This window comes from Shewanella basaltis (genome assembly GCF_023283885.1).
Lineage (GTDB): Bacteria > Pseudomonadota > Gammaproteobacteria > Enterobacterales > Shewanellaceae > Shewanella > Shewanella basaltis.
Genome location: NZ_JAKILA010000002.1, coordinates 181,516 through 206,322, shown reverse-complemented (window position 1 = coordinate 206,322; position 24,807 = coordinate 181,516). Strand labels below are relative to the sequence as shown.

General features: G+C 43.3%; 26 protein-coding genes. 9 read left to right on the top strand and 17 right to left on the bottom strand.

Annotation, left to right across the window (positions count from 1 at the left end; genetic code table 11):
• The first annotated feature begins 74 nt into the window (after positions 1-74).
• The 4 genes from L2703_RS02705 to L2703_RS02690 all read left to right on the top strand — a co-directional run bounded on the left by L2703_RS02705 (position 75) and on the right by L2703_RS02690 (position 4,086).
• On the top strand, positions 75-416 hold the full coding sequence (locus tag L2703_RS02705) for a PepSY domain-containing protein (protein ID WP_248969601.1): 342 nt from the start codon (positions 75-77) through the stop codon (positions 414-416).
• Between the two features lie 3 nt (positions 417-419).
• Positions 420-1,103 carry a response regulator transcription factor gene (locus tag L2703_RS02700; protein ID WP_248969600.1) on the top strand — a complete coding sequence of 228 codons (684 nt, stop codon included), beginning with the start codon at positions 420-422 and terminating at the stop codon, positions 1,101-1,103.
• The gene (locus L2703_RS02695) at positions 1,096-2,424 is read left to right on the top strand and encodes an ATP-binding protein (protein WP_248969599.1); all 1,329 of its coding nucleotides are present in this window, start codon (positions 1,096-1,098) and stop codon (positions 2,422-2,424) included. The genes L2703_RS02700 and L2703_RS02695 overlap by 8 nt, the downstream gene beginning before the upstream one ends.
• A 165-nt stretch (positions 2,425-2,589) precedes the next feature.
• Positions 2,590-4,086 carry a DUF3300 domain-containing protein gene (locus L2703_RS02690; RefSeq protein WP_248969598.1) on the top strand — a complete coding sequence of 499 codons (1,497 nt, stop codon included), beginning with the start codon at positions 2,590-2,592 and terminating at the stop codon, positions 4,084-4,086.
• Between the two features lie 63 nt (positions 4,087-4,149).
• Here the strand turns inward: L2703_RS02690 and L2703_RS02685 are convergent, their stop codons facing one another.
• From L2703_RS02685 to L2703_RS02655, 7 genes are all read right to left on the bottom strand, one after another.
• Complete coding sequence (locus L2703_RS02685; protein ID WP_248969597.1) at positions 4,150-5,538, bottom strand: ATP-binding protein; 1,389 nt, start codon at positions 5,536-5,538, stop codon at positions 4,150-4,152.
• 186 nt (positions 5,539-5,724) lie between these two features.
• Positions 5,725-6,384 (bottom strand): response regulator, encoded by a 660-nt coding sequence (locus tag L2703_RS02680; protein ID WP_248969596.1) that lies wholly within the window; start codon positions 6,382-6,384, stop codon positions 5,725-5,727.
• 6 nt (positions 6,385-6,390) lie between these two features.
• Positions 6,391-7,269 carry an FAD:protein FMN transferase gene (locus tag L2703_RS02675; RefSeq protein ID WP_248969716.1) on the bottom strand — a complete coding sequence of 293 codons (879 nt, stop codon included), beginning with the start codon at positions 7,267-7,269 and terminating at the stop codon, positions 6,391-6,393.
• Between the two features lie 74 nt (positions 7,270-7,343).
• Positions 7,344-8,642, bottom strand: a complete 1,299-nt coding sequence (locus L2703_RS02670; protein WP_248969595.1) for a DUF3570 domain-containing protein — start codon at positions 8,640-8,642, stop codon at positions 7,344-7,346.
• Positions 8,633-8,872: a DUF4266 domain-containing protein gene (locus L2703_RS02665; protein WP_248969594.1), complete on the bottom strand. Its 240-nt coding sequence runs from the start codon at positions 8,870-8,872 to the stop codon at positions 8,633-8,635. Before L2703_RS02665 ends, L2703_RS02670 begins: the two co-directional genes overlap by 10 nt.
• A gap of 4 nt (positions 8,873-8,876) precedes the next feature.
• On the bottom strand, positions 8,877-9,380 hold the full coding sequence (locus L2703_RS02660) for a TlpA family protein disulfide reductase (RefSeq protein WP_248969593.1): 504 nt from the start codon (positions 9,378-9,380) through the stop codon (positions 8,877-8,879).
• A 98-nt stretch (positions 9,381-9,478) separates the two neighbouring features.
• On the bottom strand, positions 9,479-10,045 hold the full coding sequence (locus L2703_RS02655; protein WP_248969592.1) for a cytochrome b/b6 domain-containing protein: 567 nt from the start codon (positions 10,043-10,045) through the stop codon (positions 9,479-9,481).
• A gap of 322 nt (positions 10,046-10,367) precedes the next feature.
• Here L2703_RS02655 and L2703_RS02650 point away from each other — a divergent pair, with 322 nt between their 5' ends.
• Positions 10,368-10,760: a hypothetical protein gene (locus tag L2703_RS02650; RefSeq protein WP_248969591.1), complete on the top strand. Its 393-nt coding sequence runs from the start codon at positions 10,368-10,370 to the stop codon at positions 10,758-10,760.
• On the opposite strand, the gene L2703_RS02645 is transcribed toward L2703_RS02650, so the two are convergent.
• The 9 genes from L2703_RS02645 to rlmN all read right to left on the bottom strand — a co-directional run bounded on the left by L2703_RS02645 (position 10,750) and on the right by rlmN (position 20,004).
• Positions 10,750-10,971, bottom strand: coding sequence for a DUF3565 domain-containing protein (locus L2703_RS02645; RefSeq protein ID WP_248969590.1), 222 nt, complete (start codon positions 10,969-10,971; stop codon positions 10,750-10,752). The two genes, L2703_RS02650 and L2703_RS02645, sit on opposite strands and share 11 nt — an antisense overlap.
• 77 nt (positions 10,972-11,048) lie before the next feature.
• Positions 11,049-12,515, bottom strand: a complete 1,467-nt coding sequence (gene der, locus L2703_RS02640) for a ribosome biogenesis GTPase Der (RefSeq protein ID WP_248969589.1) — start codon at positions 12,513-12,515, stop codon at positions 11,049-11,051.
• Positions 12,516-12,618: 103 nt separating this feature from the next.
• Entirely contained in the window at positions 12,619-13,851 is a 1,233-nt protein-coding gene (bamB, locus tag L2703_RS02635; RefSeq protein ID WP_248969588.1) for an outer membrane protein assembly factor BamB, read from the bottom strand.
• A 12-nt stretch (positions 13,852-13,863) separates the two neighbouring features.
• Positions 13,864-14,484, bottom strand: a complete 621-nt coding sequence (locus L2703_RS02630) for a tetratricopeptide repeat protein (protein ID WP_248969587.1) — start codon at positions 14,482-14,484, stop codon at positions 13,864-13,866.
• A 14-nt stretch (positions 14,485-14,498) separates the two neighbouring features.
• Positions 14,499-15,773, bottom strand: coding sequence for a histidine--tRNA ligase (gene hisS / locus L2703_RS02625; RefSeq protein ID WP_248969586.1), 1,275 nt, complete (start codon positions 15,771-15,773; stop codon positions 14,499-14,501).
• A gap of 91 nt (positions 15,774-15,864) precedes the next feature.
• A complete protein-coding gene (ispG, locus tag L2703_RS02620; RefSeq protein ID WP_248969585.1) occupies positions 15,865-16,980 on the bottom strand; it encodes a flavodoxin-dependent (E)-4-hydroxy-3-methylbut-2-enyl-diphosphate synthase in 1,116 nt (371 codons plus the stop codon).
• Positions 16,981-17,010: 30 nt separating this feature from the next.
• Positions 17,011-18,066, bottom strand: coding sequence for a RodZ domain-containing protein (locus L2703_RS02615; RefSeq protein ID WP_248969584.1), 1,056 nt, complete (start codon positions 18,064-18,066; stop codon positions 17,011-17,013).
• Complete coding sequence (gene pilW, locus L2703_RS02610) at positions 18,066-18,851, bottom strand: type IV pilus biogenesis/stability protein PilW (protein WP_248969583.1); 786 nt, start codon at positions 18,849-18,851, stop codon at positions 18,066-18,068. Before pilW ends, L2703_RS02615 begins: the two co-directional genes overlap by 1 nt.
• Positions 18,852-18,882: 31 nt before the next feature.
• Entirely contained in the window at positions 18,883-20,004 is a 1,122-nt protein-coding gene (rlmN, locus tag L2703_RS02605) for a dual-specificity RNA methyltransferase RlmN (RefSeq protein ID WP_248969582.1), read from the bottom strand.
• A 262-nt stretch (positions 20,005-20,266) separates the two neighbouring features.
• Here rlmN and L2703_RS02600 point away from each other — a divergent pair, with 262 nt between their 5' ends.
• The 4 genes from L2703_RS02600 to L2703_RS02585 all read left to right on the top strand — a co-directional run bounded on the left by L2703_RS02600 (position 20,267) and on the right by L2703_RS02585 (position 24,279).
• Positions 20,267-21,325, top strand: coding sequence for a CNNM domain-containing protein (locus tag L2703_RS02600; RefSeq protein ID WP_248969581.1), 1,059 nt, complete (start codon positions 20,267-20,269; stop codon positions 21,323-21,325).
• A gap of 124 nt (positions 21,326-21,449) precedes the next feature.
• A complete protein-coding gene (locus L2703_RS02595; protein ID WP_248969580.1) occupies positions 21,450-23,192 on the top strand; it encodes a bifunctional metallophosphatase/5'-nucleotidase in 1,743 nt (580 codons plus the stop codon).
• A gap of 217 nt (positions 23,193-23,409) precedes the next feature.
• Complete coding sequence (locus tag L2703_RS02590) at positions 23,410-23,712, top strand: NrfJ (RefSeq protein ID WP_248969579.1); 303 nt, start codon at positions 23,410-23,412, stop codon at positions 23,710-23,712.
• A gap of 57 nt (positions 23,713-23,769) precedes the next feature.
• Positions 23,770-24,279: a GNAT family N-acetyltransferase gene (locus L2703_RS02585; RefSeq protein ID WP_248969578.1), complete on the top strand. Its 510-nt coding sequence runs from the start codon at positions 23,770-23,772 to the stop codon at positions 24,277-24,279.
• Between the two features lie 92 nt (positions 24,280-24,371).
• On the opposite strand, the gene L2703_RS02580 is transcribed toward L2703_RS02585, so the two are convergent.
• Positions 24,372-24,584 carry a DUF3820 family protein gene (locus L2703_RS02580; protein ID WP_248969577.1) on the bottom strand — a complete coding sequence of 71 codons (213 nt, stop codon included), beginning with the start codon at positions 24,582-24,584 and terminating at the stop codon, positions 24,372-24,374.
• Positions 24,585-24,807 lie beyond the last annotated feature (223 nt).

The following is a 24,807-nucleotide window of genomic DNA, read 5'->3' as shown; positions in this document are numbered from 1 at the left end:
TTTATTAAGTAGATGTTTCTATATATAAAAGGATCTTTTACACTGGTCACAATGAGGCAAATAGGATTAACACTATGCAGCGTATGCTCAAGCTCAACGCCACCCTTTTAGGCTTTATGTTAGTGATGTCATCACCTAGTTATGCTGGCACTTCGCCCTTGTCATCATTAAGTTACGCGGCACACTTTCAGCTAACCCCTGGCCCAAAAGATAACCGTCAAAATAATAATTTAGTGGTAACAAGCGCACAGCAAGCCATACAAATAGCCAAGCGCAGTTATTCTGGCAAGGTGTTAAAAGTACAATCAAGCAATGTTAATGGTCATCCTGGGTATCGTGTTAAGTTACTCACCAACGATGGGGTTATTTTTTATGTGTCAGTTGACGCAACCAATGGTTCGGTCATAAGGAACTAACGCATGAGATTATTATTGGTAGAAGATGACCTCAACTTACAAGCAAACATTAAACAACACCTTATTGATGCCCAATACACTGTAGATGTCGCATCTGATGGCGAAGAGGGGTTATTTCAAGCTCAAGAGTATCAATATGATGTCGCCATTATTGATGTTGGCCTGCCTAAATTAGATGGATTATCGTTAATTAGCCAGCTTCGCGAGCAAGATATTAGCTATCCCATCATTATTTTAACCGCTCGTGACAGCTGGCAAGATAAAGTCATCGGCCTCGATGCCGGCGCCGATGATTATTTAAGTAAACCGTTTCAGTTAGAAGAATTAGTCGCACGCATTAATGCCCTCATTCGCCGCTCAGCAGGTAAAGCGAGCCCTGTCGTTAAAAATGGCCCATTTAGCATTAACACTCGCAGCCTTGAAATAAAAATGCATCAGCAGGTGGTTAATTTAAGTGGTTCTGAATATAAATTATTTGAATACCTGATGTTACACCCAGGATCTGTGCATTCTAAAAGCAGTTTGATTGAGCATATTTACGATCAAGACTTTGACCTAGACTCTAACGTAATTGAAGTGTTTATTAGACGCTTGCGTAAAAAGCTCGACCCAGATAACCAATATCAGCTCATTGAAACACTGCGCGGCCAGGGTTATCGTTTACGCCAGTTAGGACAAAATGAATAAGTTACTTGGCTCACTCAAAGTACGCATTGTGGTCAGTGCATTACTGCTTATCTTAGTCTTGTTACCCATTATTGGCATCACAGTTAATAATGCCTTTGAAACCCAAATCAACGTCGCTGCCAAAAATCAATTAAAAGCCTATGTATATTCAGTCTTAGCCATGGCCGAAGTCGAAGAAGGTGAATTACAAATGCCTGAACACCTGCTCGAAAACCAATTTAATGTTATTGGTTCAGGGCTTTATGCCATCATCACCACCAAAGATAATCAGTTGCTCTGGACCTCCAACTCTTTTTTAGGCTTAAACATGCCACTGAATCTGCCCAAGCCAGCAACAGGACGTAATAGCTACGACAGTATTTTAATTAATAACAACCCACAACTGATTTACAGTTACAGTGTCAGCTTTGCAACTAGCGAACACCCCTTTACCATGACACTGCACATCATTAAAAACCAACATGAATACCAACAACAAATCAACCAATTTTCGAACACCTTGTGGACCTGGTTACTCATTTTAATGGCACTATTATTTAGCGTACAGCTAAGTTGGTTACTGTGGACACTCAACCCTTTAGGTAAATTCAGTCAAGAGCTCAGTGCGGTAGAGCAAGGTAAATCAATGCAGCTCAGTACAGACTATCCCATTGAATTACAAAACGTCGCCAAGCAACTCAATACGTTACTGCAAACAGAACAAAACCAACGCAAACGCTACCGAAATGCCCTTGCCGATTTAGCACACAGTTTAAAAACGCCTCTGGCGGTCATGCAAACACAAGCCAATTTAAATGACGCATCATTAGAACAAATTAATCGCATTAATCACATTGTGGCTTATCAATTAAAACGGGCGCAAAGTGCTGCCGGTACTGGTTGGCATCTTGGGGTGAGTGTTGACGACAGCGCCACGCGCTTAATCCGGACCTTAGGTAAAATATATCAGGAAAAACAGCTTAATATTACGTATCAAGGTGATGCAGAAGCACGATTTAAGGGCGATGAATCTGATTTAACAGAGATGCTTGGAAACGTATTAGACAATGCCTGCAAAGCGGCAAACAGCACCGTCATTGTTAACGTAAAACAATTACCCAACCAGTTACACATTAGCGTTGAAGACGACGGCGCAGGTGTTCCTAAAGATAAACAACAACAGATTTTTGAACGTGGCATAAGGGCTGACACCTATGCACAAGGCCATGGCATAGGATTGGCAATTGTGCGTGATTTAGTTGACAGTTATCACGGTACATTAACCGTTGCTCAATCTGACACTTTAGGTGGTGCCAAATTTGAATTTGAGTTCACCCATTAAGCGGTTCAATGCTACCGCTTTCTCCCCTAAGTTATCCAGCGTTCAGGGTAAGTAACCTTCACGCTAAACACGAAAAAAAAGACATTGGACAAAAAGCTTTCAGCTTATGTTCATCTTCAGGTCGCTATGATGGCCTTAACAGTCATCAATGACACTGGAGTTAACATGAAAAAAGCCATTCAAACACCCGCTAAAGCACTATTAGCCTTAGCCTTGGTTTGTATGCCATTAGCAAGTGTACAAGCCGCTCAGACGACTGACTCTTATACTTACGTTGCAAGCGACGATGCCATAAGCGATGCCGAATTAGCTCAAATGCTTGCTCCTATCGCGCTCTATCCCGACAGTTTATTAACGCACATATTGATCGCGTCAACCTACCCGCTTGAAATTGTCCAGGCTAACCGCTGGTTAACCACTCAAGGTAATCGCGACACCAACCAAATTATGGCCGCGGTAGAGTCACAAGATTGGGACCCAAGTGTCAAAGCATTAGTGGCCTTCCCTAACGTGCTTGAACGTTTAAATAATGACTTAGTTTGGACCCAAAACCTGGGTGATGCCTTTTTACAAGACGAAGGCCGCATGCTCGACACCATTCAAACGCTCAGGCAACAAGCCGATGAAGCCAATAACCTTGCCGATCTTGAGCAGGTAAAAGTATCACGGGTTGAGCGCCGCATTATTATTGAATCTGTGCGCCCAGAAATAGTCTATGTACCCTATTACGACAGCCGTATAGTGTATGGTCACTGGCGCTGGAACCGATACCCGCCGGTGTACTGGCATGCTCCAGCTTATGTTAACTACCGCCCACACCACCATGCAATTTTTTGGGACAGCGGAGTACGCATAAGCTTTAACTTCTTTTTTAGTGGTTTTCACTGGCATGATCGTCGCGTCATTGCCGTGCCTGTACACAAAAACTACCGCTATTACACTCCACGCAGAATAAGTTACAGCCATGGTGCTCAACATTGGCAACACAAACCTAAACACCGCAAAGGAGTCGCTTATCGCAGCCAAGTGATCAGCAAACGCTACAATGGCCACTATGAAAAACGAAACAAACAGGTGAGCTATTCACATGAGCCAAAGCGTCAGCAGCCTCACGAGTCGCGTCATGTCACACCACGAAATGATGCCATCAAGGTGAACGATCAGCGCAAGCACATTAACCAAAATGTGAAGCAAGATAAACGTAATGAACACAGTAACCTAAGAAGTGTTAGTCGCAATGAGCCCGTTGAGCATAGAAGCACTGAGCTAAAACGTGAACTGAGCCAGCAACGTCAAGTGACGCCTCAAGTGAAATCGTTTGAACGTAAAACTGAGCCAACCAGATCAACCTACAGTCGTAATGGTGAGCCAGTGAAGCACCAACGAGAGGTGACAAACACAGCAGTTAAATATGATCCAAAGCCAGTGACACGAACCACGACATCACGTAGTCAAGAGATACAAAAAGTACAGCGTGCCGCCCCCATTGACAAGGCGCGCGAGTCACAGGCTAAACCTGTACGCATGCAACAACAAGAAAGCAAACAACAGCGCAGAAATGAACCTCAACAGGCTTCAAGAGCGATGAGCCAACAACGTGATAATTCGGCCCGCCAAACGGGCCATTCTCGAGAGATAAAACCATCACGAGAAAGGCAATAAACTTAAGCCCAACCCAGCGTGAGCCATCCATGTTGCTCACGCTTAAATAAACCACAAGACTGACTACAATTGAATACTAACCTTGAGGCCACGGGGGGCAACGCTGCTAACAGTCAGCTCACCATGGTGCAAACTGACAATGTGCTGGCAAATCGATAACCCAAGCCCAGCACCTTGTGAGGTGGTTTCATCGGCACGATAAAATCTGTTTTTAGCTAACACGATTTCTTCAGCAGACATACCACAACCTTGATCAATCACCTCGATAAGCGTAAATGGTTCATGTTTAAACGCATTAATCGTGATTAATGACTCGACAGGACTGTATTTACACGCATTTTCAATAATGTTCTTTAACACTAACTCAAGGTAAAACGGATCTGCATTTACGGTCATTTGAGGCGGAATATTTATTTGCCATTCATAGTCGGCAACAATAGGTAATAACTGGTTAATGACATTGTCGATAATGTGTTGCAGTTGACACTCTGAACGATTCAAGGCCGAAATAGCATCGACGCGTGATAACAAAAGTAACTGCTCTACCGTATGATTAATTCTATTAACCCCCGCACCTATTGCATCAATATAAGGCAAAGTCGATTGTTGAACATCTTGGCTTTGCGTCAATAATACATCTGCTAAACCGTCACTGTGTAATTTAATGATAGCCAATGGGGTTTTGAGCTCGTGAGCTGCATCGGCACTAAAACGACGCTCGCGCATCATAGTATCTGCAATGCGCAAAAAATAACTATTGAGTGCTTTTTGCATTGACGCCAGTTCGCTAGGTAATTTAAAACTGATGGGAGTTAGATCATGTGCAGGGCGTTTATCCAGATGACGGGCTAATAACTTAAGCGGTTTAAACAGGTAATAGGTTAACAGCAACATAATACACATCATGATTGGCGTAATAATCAATGGCGAGTGCCATGTATTTCGCACAATCAGAGAAACAAGCTCACGCCTCACATCGTCGCGTTGCGCGGTAACAATCCATACCTGATGAGGCGCTGAAAAAAGACTGTACACATGCCACAAATCGCCGCCAATCATTCGTGACTCATAGCCCTGAGTAAAATGAGTTAAGGTTTCTTCACCTGAGCTATCAGAATACGCAAGTAATTGACCGGTATTTGATAAAAGCTGAAAAGAGAGCTTATGTTCATAAGATAAAGTGATAGGGTTAGCTTGTTGGGCAAAGGTTTCAACGCTTGAATCTGCAACATGGAATAAAATCGGCCGTTTCACTAACTGTTCAAATTGTGCTTCGGTTAACTGATTAACATAAAACTGCTCAAGCATTTTTGCAGTTTGCACCATTTGAGCATCAAACAGTTCTTCCAGTTCATGCATCGCATCTCGAGAGCTTAATATACTCGAAAATGTTACCGTGAGCACAATACCCAGCAGCATGAGTAAGCTAAATAGCAAGCGTAAAGAGAACATAATATCCTGTTAAACTGACGACTGATACCGACTGAAAATCCCTATTTAAAAGGGTTCTTTGCTGTCATATCATTAAATAATATCATTGTAAAAATGATGGCTGAGTCAAGGCAAAGCATTCGCTGCAAAAACAACCTTGAACGCTCAACAGGCTTAGCGTGCCTCAAAAGAAACCCATTAGCTGAACTAGCTCGTCTGCGCCAAAATATAACCAATTCCCCTGACAGTTTTAATTAACTCAGTTGTCATTTTTTTGCGTAAATGATGAATGTGCACTTCAATTGAATTACTGCCGACCTCGTCCCAACCATAGGTGAGTTGTTCGAGCTGATTACGAGTCAATACACGCCCCGCAGATTGAGCAAACTCGACGAGTACCTGATACTCACGCCGTGACAATGACACCAATTCACCACGAAAATGAACTTCACAACGGGTAAAGTCTATCTCAAGAGCGCCAAAACTAAATAGATTATTATCTAAACCATGTTGCCGCCGAATAATAGCCCGCAGCCTTGCTACTAGCTCTCTCACATCAAATGGTTTACTCAGGTAGTCGTCTGCGCCGATATCTAAACACGCAAGTTTGGTATCAAAATCAGTATTGGCAGTTAACACTATAATGGGTAAAGATACGCCATTACGACGCCATTGCTTTAGCAAATCTTCACCATTACCGTCTGGCAAGCCCAAATCAAGAATAATGGCGCTAAAATCTTCGTTATTAAGCGCTGCTTGTGCCTGTTTATATGAAGCTAAATGATCGACCTGAACCCCTTCTTTTGCCAAACTCATTACAACGCCTTGAGCTAATAACTTATTGTCTTCAACCAATAACACGCGCATTTTTGTTTATCCTCTAAACACGGTAAAGTCGACACCTTGTTGCTGTAAAAACGTTTCGGCTTGTGCGCCTTGCAGCATAGACATCGTGGCCAGCATCCCCGCCATAACACAATTAGGCGCTAATACCGTCACAGATAACGGAGCCTGTTCAACAGGATAACCCGTTTGCGGGTTAATAATATGCCCATAACGTTTGCCAGCAACGTCAATATAGCGGCGAGTATTGCCACTGGTGGCTAACGCCCCCTGGCGAATCGTTAACAGTGCTGCTGCATTGTCCAGTTTATGGGGATTTTCAATTCCCACTTGCCAACCGTCTTTATGGGTAATTGGGCACGCAATATCACCACCAAAATTAACCAACACTGAATGCTGGGGCCAACGCTGAGCAAGTAATTGTGCTGTGCGATCAACGGCATACTCTTTACCAATGCCACCAAAATCGACACTCATGCCAGCGGGCATGGTTAAGATATTGTTAGTCAACGATATACGGTTAAACCCCATATGACGTAAAGCAGCATCAATGTCACTTTGATGAGGCATCTGATGATGACCATCAAAGCGCCATAACACCATTAATGAACCAGCACTGATATCAAATGCCTTATCGCTTAAGGCATAACATTGCTGGGCAAACTGCAATAGTTGCACTGTTTCAGGGTCGATTAATAGGCCTTTACCTTGCGCATGATTCATGTGCCAGACAATATTACCCTCAATAAATCGGCTAAACTTTTGCTCTATACGCTGAGCCTCATCATAAGCAAGAGTGAGCATTTGCCTAGCAATGTGCTTGTTATCGACCTGCATTAATAGCTCGCAAGGACTAGCCATTGCGGTAAAACAACCGACAAAACCCCAAGGACGAGGCTGTAAACTCATCGCTGGGGGTTTGGTTGTGGTACGCTTGTGTGTTGGCAAATTAATTGACTCGATTTAATGATGTTATAATCATCTTAAAACGAATAACTGACTTGAGCCACTATCGCCTTCACTGAAGGAAATAAGTCAAAATTTTGCAACTGTCCTGGTAATTGCGTGCCATTATTGTCAGGATTTTGCTGATAATACTCAAGACGGTAACTCATTTCATGACCGTTAGATAACCGTTGACCAAACTTAAGCCCTACGGTGTAAGCAGTCATATCTCCGATGCGATAATCAGCGCTAGCATACTCAGGGACAACCTCATCACTGAGCAAGAATGGCCGATAAAACTCAGCCGCCTGTTGCTGGTAGTAACGTAAATGTAGTTGCCCGTACAGGCTAGCGCTAAAATTATAGCGGTAATGTGTTTCAAGGGTATGTGACTGTATATCCCAATCATCTGTACTGTAACGGTATGAAAAATCGACCACAGCAGAATCAAGGGCCCCTTTGGTCATCACAAAAACACTGTGCTTGAGGCGTGAGTCTGGACGATTCTCATACCGATATGCTTGTGTTTGACCATTGATATCAACTTCACTCAGGATTTTATAAGGGTCGGTCATATAACCTGACACACTTGATAACCCATAGTTAGCCTGCATCAGCCAATTACGATTGAGTATTTGAGTGACCCCAAACATAATATCACTGGTTTGTTTGGTATCGTCACCACTTAAACGAGTTTGATCAAACGCCGCTTGATATTCGGCATCTGTAGCATAATTGTCGCGAAAAACCATTTGCGACATTGCCACAGGACGCCCACCGACAGGGTCAACCACATCATTAGTAAAGGCAGCAGATAACGCCAAGGTAGTATTATTTTTATTAAAACTACGCTCAAGACCGGCATTAAGACCCATGGACAAGTAATCAAACTCTTTTGAGCCATATACGCCAATATTGGTTGTCCAATCTTGATTAAGCACTTCTTGCCAGTTTGCACTTAATTGCACCCGTGTATCATGGAAAGTATCATCAAGCGGCGTATCACCGGCTTTAACTGTGTACTCACCTTTACCTGATGGACGAGTAAATGTCTGGCTTTGCGCTTGAGCAACCGCCCCCGACGCTGACGCCCCCGTTAAGCTGTCAACGACGATTTTCATATCCAATAGTGATGAGTCGCCAAATGCCTTTTGTACGTTGCCAATAACCTCTGCAGCTTGTACACGTTCTTGCTCACCGTAATACATAATCGCAGCATCGACCTTCCAATCATCTTGAGTTGATTGAGTCTCAACTGCACACGCTTGCTGGCCAATTAAGGAGCAACTCGCCATCGCAAGTGCACTGGCAATAGTTTGTGTTGTCGTTAGTTGCATCCACAACCTCCACCCGCCAATGAACGGCCGCCACTGGTGCCTTCTTTACTGAAATAAATATGGTCATCTAGGGCTAAATCGAGTTTTTCACTGTTTAACGCCATGTCTGCACGGGCAAACTGATCTTTCTCCCAAGGTTGCACCCCTAGGCTTGAGCACCCCACCAAACTGCTAGCAATGGCAAATGCCACTACGGTCTTTGCAAAAGGACGATTCCACACTGTTGTCATAACATTACTCCTGCAATAACATTTGAATTTCCTGCTCATAGGCAGAAATATTTTCATCAAAAAATCCCATGTGGGTTTGCACCAACTCACCTTGGCGATTAAACACAAAACTGCTCGGCATCCCCTGTAAATCAAAGGCTTTTGCGACATCGCCATTAGGATCAAAACGCAGATTAAAGTGCGCGGGGATTTTTTTGAGAAACGCTTGCGCCAACGCAGAATCAACATCGAGATTAATCGCAACAACCTCTAGCCCTTTGTGTTGATACTTTGCTTGCATGGCATTCATCCATGGAAAAGATTTTCGACACGGGCCGCACCATGAAGCCCAAAAGTCAACGTAGACTACCTTTCCGGCAAATTGCTGTAGGCTAACAGACTGACCTTGGCTATCCTGCAATGAGTGTTCTAACGAAGGAGCACTATGGGCAGTAACACTGACCCCTAATGTTATCGTTACCGCAGCGATGCTGACTTTACCGACTTGTACCAACCATTTTTTTAGCATTGTTATGACACCATTTTTCTCAACTGGAGACACATTAGGCCAATAATCTTAAGGTTTACTTAAGGTTTAAAATCAACACAAAAACGTCGCAGCAAACCTTAGCCACCAATCATTTTAGAGACGATGCCTTTATCGCTACCTGGTTCAGCCAGTAAAATGCCCGCAAAATGTAAACAGATAAAAGGTATGAAGTACCACAATGCTAATTGATGGAGGATTTCGGCTTGTCGCTCTATGGCCTGTGGGCCAAATTCAAGCAACAAACCTGTGATAACTGATGTGGCAACTCCCGCATAAAATCCCCAATACACCCAGGCCTGAGCTTTTTGCTTTGCTGTCGCTTGTGAGCTAAATGCCGATTGATAGTGCGTCCCCCATTTAAACATGTAAATAAAGCGGGCAAACACAAGCCCTGTCACCCCATAACCAAAATAAACATGCCACTTAAACATGACGCCCCTGATAGCCCTAGCAATGCTCACGGCTTGCTTGTCGGTAATGATGATCCCAAGCTTCACTAAACCTTGATCAATCATGGCGGCCATGTGATTTTTATCCATCCAGCCCATGCGTAATAATACGGTTAGCAGCATAACCATCATGGTCAATGCCAACCCCCAATGGAGTAAACGGTGTAACAAAGGAAAGTGATGTTGACTATACATATAAGCCTCAATACATAACGATAATGTGAGTATTATTAAGCCAAAATCTTAACAATCACTTACGGCTTATCGTTTTAATGGCGATAAGAGCTAATAAACCTCAACTCTGGATAAGAGATGTATTGATAACGATATAAATCAATAGATTGACTAAAATCCACTGTCAAACTTGTGATTTGTTTTGCTAACAAGGCGAATTAACGCGTCAATAGCTAGCCTATTGCAAGTTAATTCAACGCAGTGAGGAAGGCAAAGGACTGCTTGAAAGGCGTTTGTTATCCAGAGCTGAGGTTAATAATGTCGCTAGATAATAGGACTTTTCATGACTGAGTTTTTTAAACGAACACAAACGCTTGCGTTGTTCATTGCCGGCTTTGGTACATCACTAGGCGGGCTTTATACTATTGCGCCTCAATGGGCTTTAGCGCGGCTAAACCAATTACCGTATAGGGTGAGTGACACGATATTTATCCAGCATTGGGGATTTTTAGTATTGATGATGGGTTGCAGCTTTTTTATTGCGATATTTCGTCAAAATTGGGTTATACCCATTTTTTGGGTAGCGTTAATCGAAAAGCTGTTTTTTGTGAGCCTGGTTATTGGCTATTCAAACCAGTCGTTTATCAATGGGTTTTGGCTATCAATGGCCATGGACAGTGTTATTTGTCTGTATATTGTGGGTTACTTATGGACTCATCGCTCCCCTAAACACTAACGAGTTTCACTCTATCAGCGGGCGCCCCTTCATCGCATTTTGTGCAGTTAAGCTGCTGGCCTAAGTGATGTTGACGCCCAACCTCTGTAGTCACCCACTCTCTAACAGTCCAGGGGGGATTATGGCGAACATGCTGAAAATGATGACATGCTAACTGCGCCACCCAATGCTGTTCTTCATCAAGGTGATAACCCACTATTTGCTGTTGCATATGCATCTACCTTAAGCTTTTAATATCCAGCCACAAAAAAGCCTGAACAAGTCAGGCTTTTCATCAATCATAACGCGTTATTTTTTACGGTCACGAATGTGCGTCATAGCACGTTTACGACGACGCTCCTGCCCTAAAGTTAACTTTTCTGTTTTACCTTCAAACGGGTTAGCACCTTCATGGAAACGCAATTGAATTGGGGTACCGACCACTTTTAATGAACGACGGAAGTAGTTCATCATATAACGCTTGTATGAGTCAGGCAGCTTGCTGACCTGGTTACCGTGTACTACAACAATCGGTGGGTTATAACCACCAGCATGAGCATACTTAAGCTTCACACGGCGACCATTAACCAATGGCGGTTGGTGATCATCTTGTGACATTTGCATAATACGCGTTAGCATTGACGTGCTGACACGGCGGGTTGCGCTGTCGTAGGCTTCTTCAATTGACTCATATAAATGGCCAACACCGGTACCGTGCAATGCCGAAATAAAGTGAATACGAGCAAAATCGATAAACCCTAAACGGCGATCTAATTCACTCTTAACGCGATCTTTTACAGCCTGATCAATGCCATCCCACTTGTTTACTGCAATCACTAAAGCGCGGCCAGCGTTTAACGCAAACCCCAATAAGCCCAAGTCTTGCTCTGCAATCCCCTCACGGGCATCAATCACTAATAACACAACGTTAGCATCTTCAACCGCTTTTAGGGTTTTAATGACCGAGAACTTCTCAATAACTTCATGTACTTTACTACGACGACGTACACCAGCAGTATCAATTAACACATACTCACGGCCTTCACGGGACATTGGAATATAAATACTGTCGCGAGTGGTACCGGGCTCGTCATAAACCACCACACGCTCTTCACCTAAAATACGGTTGATCAGTGTCGATTTACCCACGTTTGGCTTACCAATAATGGCAAGCTTAATCGGTAAGCTTTGCAAACGCGTTTGTTCAGCTTCAGCTTCTTCTTCGGTGTATTCACGCTCAACTTGCTCGCCTTCTTCGTCAAGCTGACGCACTATTCCCATGGCTTCAGCGTATGGCGTTAACGCATAGTCAATCATATTGGTCACGCCACGACCTTGTGCCGCAGCCATTTGGTAAACTTCACCTAACCCTAATGACCAAAACTCTCCACAGGCCGAATCGGCGTCGATACCGTCAACTTTATTGGCAACCACAAAGGTCACTTTGTCACGGCTACGTAAATGTTGAGCAATAGCTAAGTCGGCAGCCGTTAATCCCGCGCGGGCATCGGTCATAAACAAAACCACATCAGCTTCTTCAATAGCTGCTAATGACTGTTCAGCCATTTTGGTTTCGATCCCTTCTTCGGTGCCATCAATACCGCCGGTATCAACAACGATAAACTCGTAACCCGCTAAAAAAGCACGGCCGTATTTACGGTCACGTGTTAAGCCAGGAAAATCAGCGACTAACGCATCACGAGTACGAGTAAGACGATTAAATAATGTCGATTTGCCGACGTTTGGTCGCCCCACAAGGGCCACTACAGGGATCATGATTTTGCCTCTAAAAAACTTTTCAATAAAAAGCCCCCGGAACACATCCAGGGGCTCTAGTGAAGACATTATACCTTAATTAATGCAGAAATGGTCTTAGGACTTATTCTGCACTCGCTACAGTATCTTCCTCAACGGTTACTTCTTGTTTGCTCAAGGTAACAATGGCCACTTTACCACTGCGGCCTTGAACATAAATCTTGTCATCTACCACTAACGGTTGGGCGTATAAACCGTCATCGTCAACTTGAATTCGGCCAACAACATCGCCGTTACTACGGTCGATAAAGTGTAAATAACCTTCTAAGTCGCCAACCACTAAATAACCTTCAACAACTGCAGCAGCGGTTAACTGACGATTTTTGAGTGTTGAATTGCTCCATAACTCTAAACCGTTACGACGATCTACCGAATAAATACGGCTGTGATCATCAACCAAATATAAACTCAAACCCGCTTCAGCAAGATCATTAAAACTTGAGTATTTACGAGACCAAATCACACGGCCACTGCGAAGCTCCATTGAAACCAAGTTACCGTTGTAACTTGCCACGTAAAGGTTGTCGCCCAAAATCAATGGGGTCATGTCAACGTCTGCCATACGGGTAAACTCGTTTCCGCCACTAGGACTGAAAACCGCTTGTTCCCACGCGGCTTGACCGTTATTTTTTACCACAACAGCCACTTTACCGTCAGCAGTACCCACAAAGAAACCACCTGCTTCATACGCTGCAGACGATGTGCCACGTAAAGTTAAGTTAGGTAGTTGGCTTTCGTATGTCCAAAGCTTTTCACCGGTATCAACGTTAAACCCTTCAAACGCACCTTTAGCAGTATTCACAGCAACAACGTCTTCAGCCACAGTAGGTGCTGATAATAGCTCGCCATTGGCTTGAGACGACCACAAAATCTCGCCCGTTGCTTCATCTAAGGCAACCAGTAAACCGGTTTCGCCGCCAACAAACACTTTTTTACGGGCTGCGGTAACACCAGCAGCTAAACGAATACCGTTGGTTTTCGTTTTCAGCTTTTGCTCAAACTCATCGTTAAAGTTTTGCGACCATAACTCTTCGCCTGTTGCTTCATCAAAAGCAACCACAATGCCACTGCGATCAGCAACAAATAATTTACCATAACGCACAGTTGGACGAAGTTGCGAGTAATAATCACCTACGCCTTCGCCTACATTTGTGTCCCAGCTGATCTCTGGAAACACGGTTGCTTGAATTTCAACTAATTCACTTACTGGTTCTTCTTCAACATCGCTCGAAGAACAAGCTGATAAAAAAGCAACACTCAGCCCAACGGCAAGCAGATTTTTACACCACGACTTCATTGGCTAACTTCCTTATGCCTTATTTAGATTGTCTAGTTTCATTGTCAGCGCAGGACTGGCTAATGCACCGCCATTGTCTACCGCTGCTTGATAAGCTGACTTGGCTTTATCCAAATCACCTTGACGCACTAAAAAGTCGCCTTTTAATTCTTCACGTTGCGAAGCAAACGCTTCGTCAGTGACTTGATCCAATGTCGCTAATGCCACACCTAGGTTATTTTGCTCAGCTTGTATACGCGCTAAACGAATGGTTGCCACCATGTCTAAACCTGAACCTGGTTTGGCCGCAATCACTTTAGTTAATGCGGTTTCTGCTTTGGCTAAGTCACCAGCATCAACGGCCGCTTTTGCTACCATTAATTCAAGCAGAGCTTGATAACCTGCTTGGTCGTGCTCAGCAGTAAAGGTTTCTGCATGGGTCAAAAATGCTGCAGGGTTAGTTGACTGCTCTGCGATGGTTTGAAATGTCTGAGAGGCTTGCTCAGCAGACTCAACTTTCATGGCTGAATATTCATTCCAACCATAAAGCCCACCTAAACCGACGACGGCTCCGACAATAATAGAAACACCATAATCTTTTCCGAACTGCTTGATAGCATCTACTTGTTGTTCTTCTGTGCTATAAATTTCCACTTGCACTTCCCCTTTTAAATCAGTTCTGCAATTTTAGCGACCAGTTCAGTACGGCTCACTAATTGTTGTTCGTTGTTATTTCGTAATGGCTTAATAGCAACTTGATTATTAGCTATCTCATTTTCACCAATAATTAATGCGTATTGAGCACCGCTTTTATCTGCGCGCTTCATTTGTTTTTTAAAGTTACCGCCACCACAATGGCTCATGACTTTAAGCGTTGGCAACTGTTGACGCAACTCCGACGCAACTTTAATGGCTTCAACTAAGCAATTATCGCCCATTGCAGTCACATAAACATCAACCTCGGCGGCAATGTCATTGGTTAGCTCTAATGTTTCAAGCAACAGGACAATACGTTCTAATCCCATGGCAAAGCCAACTGCTGGCGTGTCTTTACCGCCTAGTTGCGCAACCAGACCATCATAACGACCACCAGCAAGCACGGTACCTTGAGAGCCAAGGCTCGTGGTAACCCACTCAAATACGGTGCGATTATAATAATCTAAACCACGTACAAGACGTGGGTTGATGGTGTATTGGATGCCAACAGCGTCTAAGAGTTCACATAAAGTTGAAAAATGTGTTTTTGACTCTTCACCCAAGTAATCCATTAACGCAGGTGCGTCAGTCAAGATTGCTTGTACTTGCGGGTCTTTGGTATCTAATACTCGCAGCGGATTTGAATACATACGACGCTGGCTGTCTTCATCTAAGATGTCTTTGTGCTGCTCTAAAAAGGCAATTAAGGCATCGCGATAAGCGGCACGTTCAGCTGGGTCGCCTAAAGTATTAAGCTCTAAGGCTACATGATCTTTAATACCCAGTTGATCCCATAAACGAGCAGACAACATTAACACTTCTGCGTCGATATCAGCACTGCCAATACCGTAGGTTTCTACACCAAACTGGTGGAATTGACGATAACGGCCTTTTTGAGGACGTTCGTGACGGAACATTGGCCCCATGTACCATAGGCGTTGCTCTTGGTTGTACAGTAAACCATGTTCATTGCCGGCTCGCACTGTGGATGCCGTTCCCTCTGGGCGCAAGGTTAAACTGTCGCCATTACGGTCTTCAAAGGTGTACATTTCTTTTTCGACAATGTCAGTCACTTCACCAATTGAACGTTTAAACAGATCGGTACTTTCAACTATGGGAGTACGAATTTCACTGTAACCAAATGCGCTCACAGATGAACGCAATACCGCTTCGACTTTTTGCCAAATTGGGCTTTGAGTAGGCAGAATATCGTTCATTCCGCGAATTGCTTGGATTTGCTTTGCCACTATTACTGGTCCAATTTCAAATTAGCTTGCACTAATAAAAAGTAAATTGACTCGCTCAATCTATGCTTAGCACAAGGAGCAAGTGAGAGAATTATTCGGTTTTATCGGCTATCTCGATACGGTTAGCCATCATTGCTGCTTTAGCTCTAATTTTAGCTTCTAAGCCGTCAACAATGTTGTCGTTATCAAAGCGTTCTTTTTGGCGAATGCCATCATCATAATAACCACTTTTGGCATGGCCACCTGTTAAACCAATATGCGACACTAATGCTTCACCTGGGCCATTAACAACACAACCAATAATGGATACATCCATCGCGGTGGTCACATCTTCTAAACGGCGCTCAAGCTCGTTAACGGTTTTTATAACATCAAACTCTTGACGAGAACAGGATGGGCAAGCGATGAAGTTAATGCCACGGCTACGAATACGAAGTGATTTTAAAATATCAAATCCGACTTTGATTTCTTCAACCGGATCGGCAGCTAACGAAATACGAATGGTATCACCGATGCCTTCGGCTAACAGCATACCCAAACCTACGGCAGACTTAACCGAACCTGAACGCATGCCGCCCGCTTCTGTAATCCCTAAATGTAATGGTTGACGGATTTGCTTGGCCAATAATCGGTAGGATTCAACCGCTAAAAAAACGTCAGAGGCTTTAACACTGACTTTAAATTGATCAAAATTAAGCCTATCTAAAATATCCACGTGGCGCATAGCCGATTCAAGTAATGCTTCTGGTGTTGGCTCGCGGTATTTGTCCATTAAGTCTTTTTCAAGTGAGCCGCCATTCACACCAATACGAATGGGAATGTTTTTGTCACGAGCACATTCAACCACACTGCGGATCCGCTCTTCGTTACCAATATTACCTGGGTTGATACGCAAGCAATCGACACCATACTCAGCCACTTTTAAGGCGATACGGTAATCAAAATGAATGTCGGCGACTAACGGCACGTTCACAGATTGCTTAATTATTTTAAACGCTTCAGCCGCATCCATTGTTGGTACAGACACACGAACAATATCTGCTCCGACTTTTTCTAGCGCGTTAATTTGGGCAACAGTGGCAGCAACATCAGTGGTTCTAGTATTGGTCATCGACTGTACAGCAATCGGTGCACCATCACCAATAGGCACATTGCCCACATAAATACGAGTGGAAGGTCTGCGAATAATTGGGGATTCGTTATACATGCAAATACACTCTACTGCTGGTTGCTAAGCCTATTGGGCTTTAGGCAAGGTTAATCTGGCGACTCTACCGTTGGCAAATTCAGCCAGGCTGACTTCGCTTCCGTCCAGGCTAATACTGGCCACCTGTGGTGCGCCTAGGATGACTTTAAATGGTTTTGTGCCGCGCACTTCAACTTTATTTGAGGCGGTTTTTACACCATCAACCAACACCTTACCATTTGCATCAATGACGTTAATCCAACAGTCACCGGTTAAATCGATGGTTAATAAACCTTCGCTACTGGTGCTAACGGTATCATTGCCAGTTGTATTTTCACTGGCCTGAGCACTGGGCTGATTAAGTACGCTAGTTGGCGCGGGGTCAACCACACTGGTCGTAGGTTCACTCACTGGCGTTGAGCTGGTATCTGCTACGCTAGGGGGTGTTACCGAGCTGGCATTGGTATCAACAACAGCAACATTGGCAGCGAGGGTATCGTTAGCAGGCATAGTAGTGTCAACTGACGCTACCGGGTCAGAATTATTAGCCAAGGTGTTTTCGCTAGCGGTGTCGACTTGCGGTTCTTGGGGTCTAATAATTTGTTGCGGCTCGGGCATGCTTGTGTCTGCGGCAATTTCTTCTGCCGTCGGTAAAGACACATCGACATCGGTTAATAATGACGACTTTTGCACCCACCAAAGCACCAACATGGCGATTAACACAGTAACAATAAGATAAGTCACTAAGTTGAGGCGGCTATTGCGAGCTTGATGAGTGGTTTTACGCGAAAAACTTTGCATTGCCGGCGGGACAATCTCTGGCAACTGATGCTTTAAGCACAGCTGGATTTCATTAATGTCGGCATTCACAAAACGTGCGTAATTTTTGATGTATCCTCTGACGTAAGTTGTTGAGGCGATATTGTCAAAAATATCTTGTTCAATATCGCTGACAATACGAGGACGCAAATGCAATTGTGTGGCGACGGCTTCAATTGACAAACCTTTTGCTTCACGGGCAGCCTTTAAAATTGCGCCAGCGGTAACCACATCTTTTAACAATGCCGCTTTTTCAGCGTTTTGTTCTACTTCGAATTCTTTAGTCATTAATTCAAGTTAGCTCTATAATTTTTGGCTTGTGGAGATGCAGGAAACTTCGCAATTAATAAAATGCCAAATCGTTTTACGGCTTCTGGGTTATTTGCCGCCTGCTCAATCTTGATCCCTAAGGCTAAACTTTCTGCTGATTCGCTTGCAACTCGATGGTATCTTGCGAGTTGTTCGCGCGCATCGCCGTAGTCAGCATCTTCCATGGCTAACTCGGTTAATTCTAATAAGGTTACTTTTCTTCTTTGGTCATACTTTAACGCCATATTAAAATACTGTCGCGCTTTTTCTTTGTTACCCGCTTTACGACTGCACACACCTAAATTTTCATAACTTGACGCTGTACGAGTATATTTGGGGGTGTTAATCGCAGCTAGAAACATTGTTTCAGCTTCGGCATATTTTTGCTGTTGACACAAAAACACACCAAAATTGTTGCGAGCATCACCCGTTGCATCACTTAATCCAATAGCCCGGCGGTATGAGGCTTCTGTGCGGTCTAAATCTCCAACAGTTTGATAGTAATAAGCCATCGCCACATGCACTTCGCTCATGTCTGGGGCGTATTCTACCGCTTTGTTTAAATTATACTTTGCCTGCTCACTATTACCGCGATTTAAGTATGTTAGCCCAAGTTGCATACGCTCGCGTGCTGCGCCGACTTTGTCAAACCGTCGCTCGGCAACTGGGGTGTCGGTGCCACTATAAGTGCGCTCGGTTACGCATCCGCTAACCGACAAGCCAACAAGTGTCACCATTATAATTTTTTGCATTCCATGCTTCATTTACAAGCCTATTATCTATGCAAACAATGAGTTATTCCATTGTGACTGAAATCTGGTTTTGTTGCATTTGTTTTTTTGCTAAACGCTTAGTTCTATCACGAATATCACCGGCTAATTGACCACAAGCCGCATCAATGTCGTCGCCACGAGTTTTACGCACAATCACGGTTAATCCGTATTCCATCAACACCTTAGAGAAACGATCAATTCGCGAATTTGAAGAACGACCGTAAGGCGAACCCGGGTACGGGTTAAACGGGATTAAATTAATTTTACAAGGCGTGTCTTTCATGAGTTTTGCTAATTCATGGGCTTGATCTGTGCTGTCGTTGATATGATCTAACATCACATATTCAACCGTGACACGGCCTCGGTTTGCATTAGACTTTTCTAAGTAACGACGAATACCGGCTAAAAACTCTTGTAAAGGGTATTTTTTATTAACAGGAACCAGCACGTCACGTAGTTCATCATTTGGTGCATGAATACTCACAGCCAGTGCAACATCAATGGCATCACCTAATTTGTCTAAAGCGGGTACAACACCTGACGTAGATAACGTAACACGACGTTTAGATAAGCTAAAACCAAAGTCATCTAACATGATGTCCATTGCAGGTATAACATTAGCAAGGTTAAGCAAAGGCTCACCCATCCCCATCATTACAACGTTAGAAATTGGACGATCGCCTGTGTCTTTATGAAACCCTAAAAACTGCGAAACACGCCAAACCTGTCCGACAATTTCTGACACTGTTAGGTTACGGTTAAACCCCTGTTGTGCAGTAGAACAAAAAGTGCATTCCAGTGCACAGCCCACCTGTGAGGACACACATAAGGTCGCTCGGTCTTCTTCTGGAATATAAACCGTTTCTACTTCTTGGCCTTGGCCAACATTGATAGCAAATTTAATGGTGCCGTCATTTGATTTTTGAAAGCTTGAAATTTCAGGTGCAACAATTTCACATTTAGCAGCAAGTTTACCTCGCAACACTTTGTTAATATTGTTCATTTCTTCAAAGTCGCTGACACCAAAGTGATAAATCCACTTCATTAATTGATCAGCACGAAACGGTTTTTCACCCATTTCGGTGAACAACGCTCGTAATGCTTTACGATCAAGATCTAATAAATTGATTTTTTTTACACTCATTTGCCTAACCTCAACACACCAAAACCTGCAACAGGGCGGCGAATTATACAGGTAGCATATCGTTTTAGCCAGTATATCTAATTTAAGCTTTACTCGATTTACAACTCACCGCCCGCTATTATCTGCAAAGCCTGTCGTAACCCCTGTTACACAACACAATTATTTACCGCAAATACAAAAATTTAAGATTATCTTCACAATGCTTGTGATATTCTGCTGTGGGCTATGTGGCCTGCCATGAGGAAGTATTAACTTTCCCTGTATGACAACCCTTTTCTTAATTGTGTTTTTCGCTATTGCTGTATCGTTTTTATGTAGTATTTTTGAAGCTGTGCTGCTTTCTGTCACGCCCAGCTATATTGCCAACCTAAAAGAGCAATCTCCACACGTCGCCGCTCGATTACAAAAACAAAAGCAAAATATTGACTCTCCATTAGTATCGATCCTGACACTGAATACGATTTCTCACACTATGGGAGCATCGGTTGCAGGCGCACAGGCGGCGATTATCTTTGGTAATGAAATGCTCGGTGTTTTTTCAGCTGTACTGACGTTTTTGATTTTATTTTTATCTGAAATCATTCCTAAAATTATTGGTGCAAATCATTGGCGTAAATTAGCCCCAACTGTATCACTATGCTTATTTTGGATGGAAAAACTGACCCTACCTTTGATTTGGTTGTCGCAGAAAGTCACAGGTTTACTGGGTAAGGGCGATAACAATTCATATTTGCGACAAGAACTGAGTGCAATGAATCAGCTTGCCAAAGACAGTGGCGAGTTAAGCGAGCAAGAGTCGCAAATCCTGACACAAATGCTTGCAATGAAAGACATGTGTGTCACTCATATTATGACGCCACGCACTGTGATTTTTAAACTGCCGGTCAATATGACAAATCAGCAATTTATTGAGCAGCATTTAGGTAGCCCATTTACCCGATTCCCTGTATATCGAGACGACAGAGACAACGTGGTCGGTTATGTCAATCGTAATGACATTATCTTACATGCCCGTTTAGCACCGCATACATCGATTGGCGATTATGTTAAAAATCTTTTAGTTGTGCCATCTTCAGTGGACGTATTGCCCTTGTTTCAAACCATGATTAAACGCAACAGTAAAATGGCACTGATTGTGGATGAATATGGCTCAAGCGAAGGCATAGTCACCATTGAGGATATTATCGAAACCTTAATTGGTCTTGAAATTGTTGACTCAAAAGACATTGCCCCCGATATGCAAGCATTTGCTCGCAAACTCTGGCAGCGCCGTATTCAAAGCAAGGGACTGGTTATTTACGGTGACACCGAAACCAATTAGTCACTGGTCAATCTCGACCTCACCTACAAAGTATCAGTGGGTGAGGTTTGGTCACTAAGGTGGTCTGCGGGTGACATTATTACGCCTAATACGTTAAGATATTGGCATTACACAGAGGGAACTAATGCAAAAATCTTATCGTTTATCTATTGCTCATATCAACGACACGCATTCTAATTTTGAACCTAGCCCCGTACAGTTCACGCTTACCGACAATCAACAATCATATCAACTAGAAGGACATTCTGGTGGATATGCACGTTTAGGATTTCAAATCAATAAAGCAAGGCAGCAGGCTGAGTCTGAGCAAACTCCATTTTTATTTCTTCACGGTGGCGATAGCTTTCAAGGCACCTTGTACTTTCGGGAGTTTAAGGGAGCGGCAAACGCTCACCTACTTAATTTATTAAAGCCTGACGCCATGGTACTCGGTAACCATGAAATTGACGCGGGCAATAGCCCAGTACAAGCCTTTTTGAATCGTATCGATTTTCCCGTGTTAGCTGGCAATATGGATTTAAGCCATGAAGATAGGTTAAAAGCTGGCAGACTCTATGGCCATCCAATGCTATATGATTTTGACGATAGTAGCGAAACCGCCAAAGTGTTAATCAAACCATTTCATGACACAAAAATGGCCATTATTGGCATTACATTAGACCAGATGCGCCTAATTGCCAGACCCGATCCAGATACTCATTTTGTCAATGCCATAGACACCACCAGCAAGACAATTGCTCGCTTAAAGCAGCAAGGCATCAATCATATTATCGTATTGAGCCATTTGGGGTTAGACCAAGATCGCGAATTAGCAGCGCAAGTTGACGGCATCAGCCTTATTGTCGGAGGTCACTCGCATACTTTACAAGGCCAAATGAGCGACATAGGCCTAAGTGATATTCCTTATGCTGAAACCATCAATAACACCCCAATATTACATGCAGGAAAATATGCCGAAACCCTCGGCCTTGTTGAACTCGTTTTTGACCCTGTAGGAACTGTTACCCAGCTTGTTGGCAATAATTATTTTATGCTTGGCGAGCACATTACCGTCACCCATGTTGATGGAAATAAAAGCGTGGATAGCAACACGTCTCATAAACTGATAAAGCAATTATTTTCTCACCCAAGTGTGAGAGGATCGCAGTACGATGAACACATACATCAAGTCATCCATACCCAATACAGGCCATCACTAGATGCGTTAGAAAACCAGATTTTGGCACACATCCCCCGCGACTTTATTCACACCCGTTTACCCAGTAAACATTTACCTCACGGCAGTGAAATTGCGCCATGGGTGAGTCGTAGCATGTACAAGTCAGCCAAACACATTGAACCTAATATTGATTTTGCGTTACATAATGCAGGCGGTGTAAGGCAATCGTTAAATAAAGGACAATTGTCGCTAGCCGATGTGGTTGGGCGTATTTTACCCTTTGAATTACCCCTAACCCTTTACCAAATCATGGGCAAGTACGTTATAGAAGCACTCGAATCGGCAATCAACAGCGCCACTAACAATGGCATCATGGGCACAGGTGCAGGCAGCTTCCCCTACCCCTATGGGCTGCGATATTTCTATGATGGCAAAAAAATAAAAGGCCAACGTATCACTCAAATTGAAATTTACAAACAAGACACTTGGCAACCACTGGACCCCAACAAACTCTATATTGGTGTTTCTAGCGCCTATACCGCTGCCGGTAAAGAGGGTTACGACGCTTTATTGCATGCTCATTGGCAACAGCCTATTGAGCATCAAACACTGCCCGAGGCTTTTGTTGACTTTGTTAGTCAGCACGGTCATTTAATTGGCAAAACACTGTTTGCTAATGTTCATTACATTAGCCATCGTGAGCCATAACAATAACGTCAGCTGAGCTAACACTCATTAGGGCCTGTTGATCTTTTCTGGTTGAAATTTATTCGAGTTAAAAACGTGTTAATCGAGGCGAATGGATTGATGCCAAGTCATCTGAGCAAGAGTTTGGGGTAGATCACAGACCCCACGTCCCTTACATGCTTAAATGCTGAAGTAATCCCGTGGGGATCTCTTCTAAATTGTATGACAGGACACGAATATGAAAGCTAAATTGATTGCACTGACGGCTGCCGCAACCCTAGCATTAGGGATCTCCTCGGTTTGGGCACAAGGAGCATTACATCAAGGTGAAGTACTCGATACAATGAATGGCGGTGGTTACACCTATGTGCAAATTAAAGAAGCAGACAAAACATATTGGGCTGCGGGGCCACAGGCACAGGTCAAAAAAGGTGACACGGTTGAAGTGACTGAACAAATGTGGATGACAGATTTTGCCAGCTCAAGTCTCAACAGAACGTTTGATAAAATCATGTTTGTGGGCAATATCAGCAAAAAATAGTTCTTAAAACAAGTAAAAGCCGACATAATTGACCAATCATTTAGATTGGTCTTTTTTATGGAAAACACTCAGTTACAGCACTTCAGTATTATTGATTTTACTCATGGCTATGCCAAACAAGTAAGTGAGTTGTACCACAGTGCAGTGCAGCAGATTAACCACCCTCGATACCCACAAGCTAAACTAGATGCCTGGTCGGCAGCACCTCGCTCGACAAAATTTTGGCAATTACGGTATCAACGAAATCGAGCTTGGTTAGCATTAAATAATCAACAACAATTAGTTGGGTTTATCAGTGTCGAAACACATTTTAAACATCGGGGTTATATCGACTGTTTATATGTTGCCCCAGACTGCCAACATCAAGGCATTGCCTCGGCACTCTTAAACCAGCTTGTCCAATGGACTGAAAAACAGCATTACTCGCACCTAAGTGTTGACGCATCGTATTTATCAAAAGCCCTGTTTGAAAAACGTGGATTTTCCCTTAAACAAATCAGTTATCAGCAAAAACGCGGCCAGACCTTTACCGGGTTTTATATGCAAAAATCATTAATATTGCGCTAACACGGTTAATAAAACACACGCACAAAACAATATAATAAAAATAAAACCTTGTTTAACTCACACCATTTTATCCTTGAGCACTTACAACCGTGTTATCGTTTTAAAAGCGGCTGTAACATCTCTTCAAGGCCATTAAGTTTCACTTCGTACATCAGTGCTAATTGCTCACCCAGTTTACCCTGCGGAAACCCATTTGCATGAAACCAAACCAAGTATGGCTCTGGTAACTGTAATAATTTGCGTCCCGCATATTTACCAAAAGGCATGGTCTGATTAATCGCTTCTATAAGTTGCTGCTCATTCATCAAAAATTTCCAATCCAAGACGAAATAAAACGCCATTGTAGCATGTGGTTTAGGGCAATATTCACTTTGGCGCTTATGTGCTTTTAATCAAATGCTTTTAATCAAATGCTTTTAATCAAATGAATACGCAATGCAAGTTTGTTTCTAATACAAATCAATGTGTCTGCTCAAGAGTTTCACCAGTAGGCCTTACAGCAATAGAGACACTGGCACTCTCCTTATA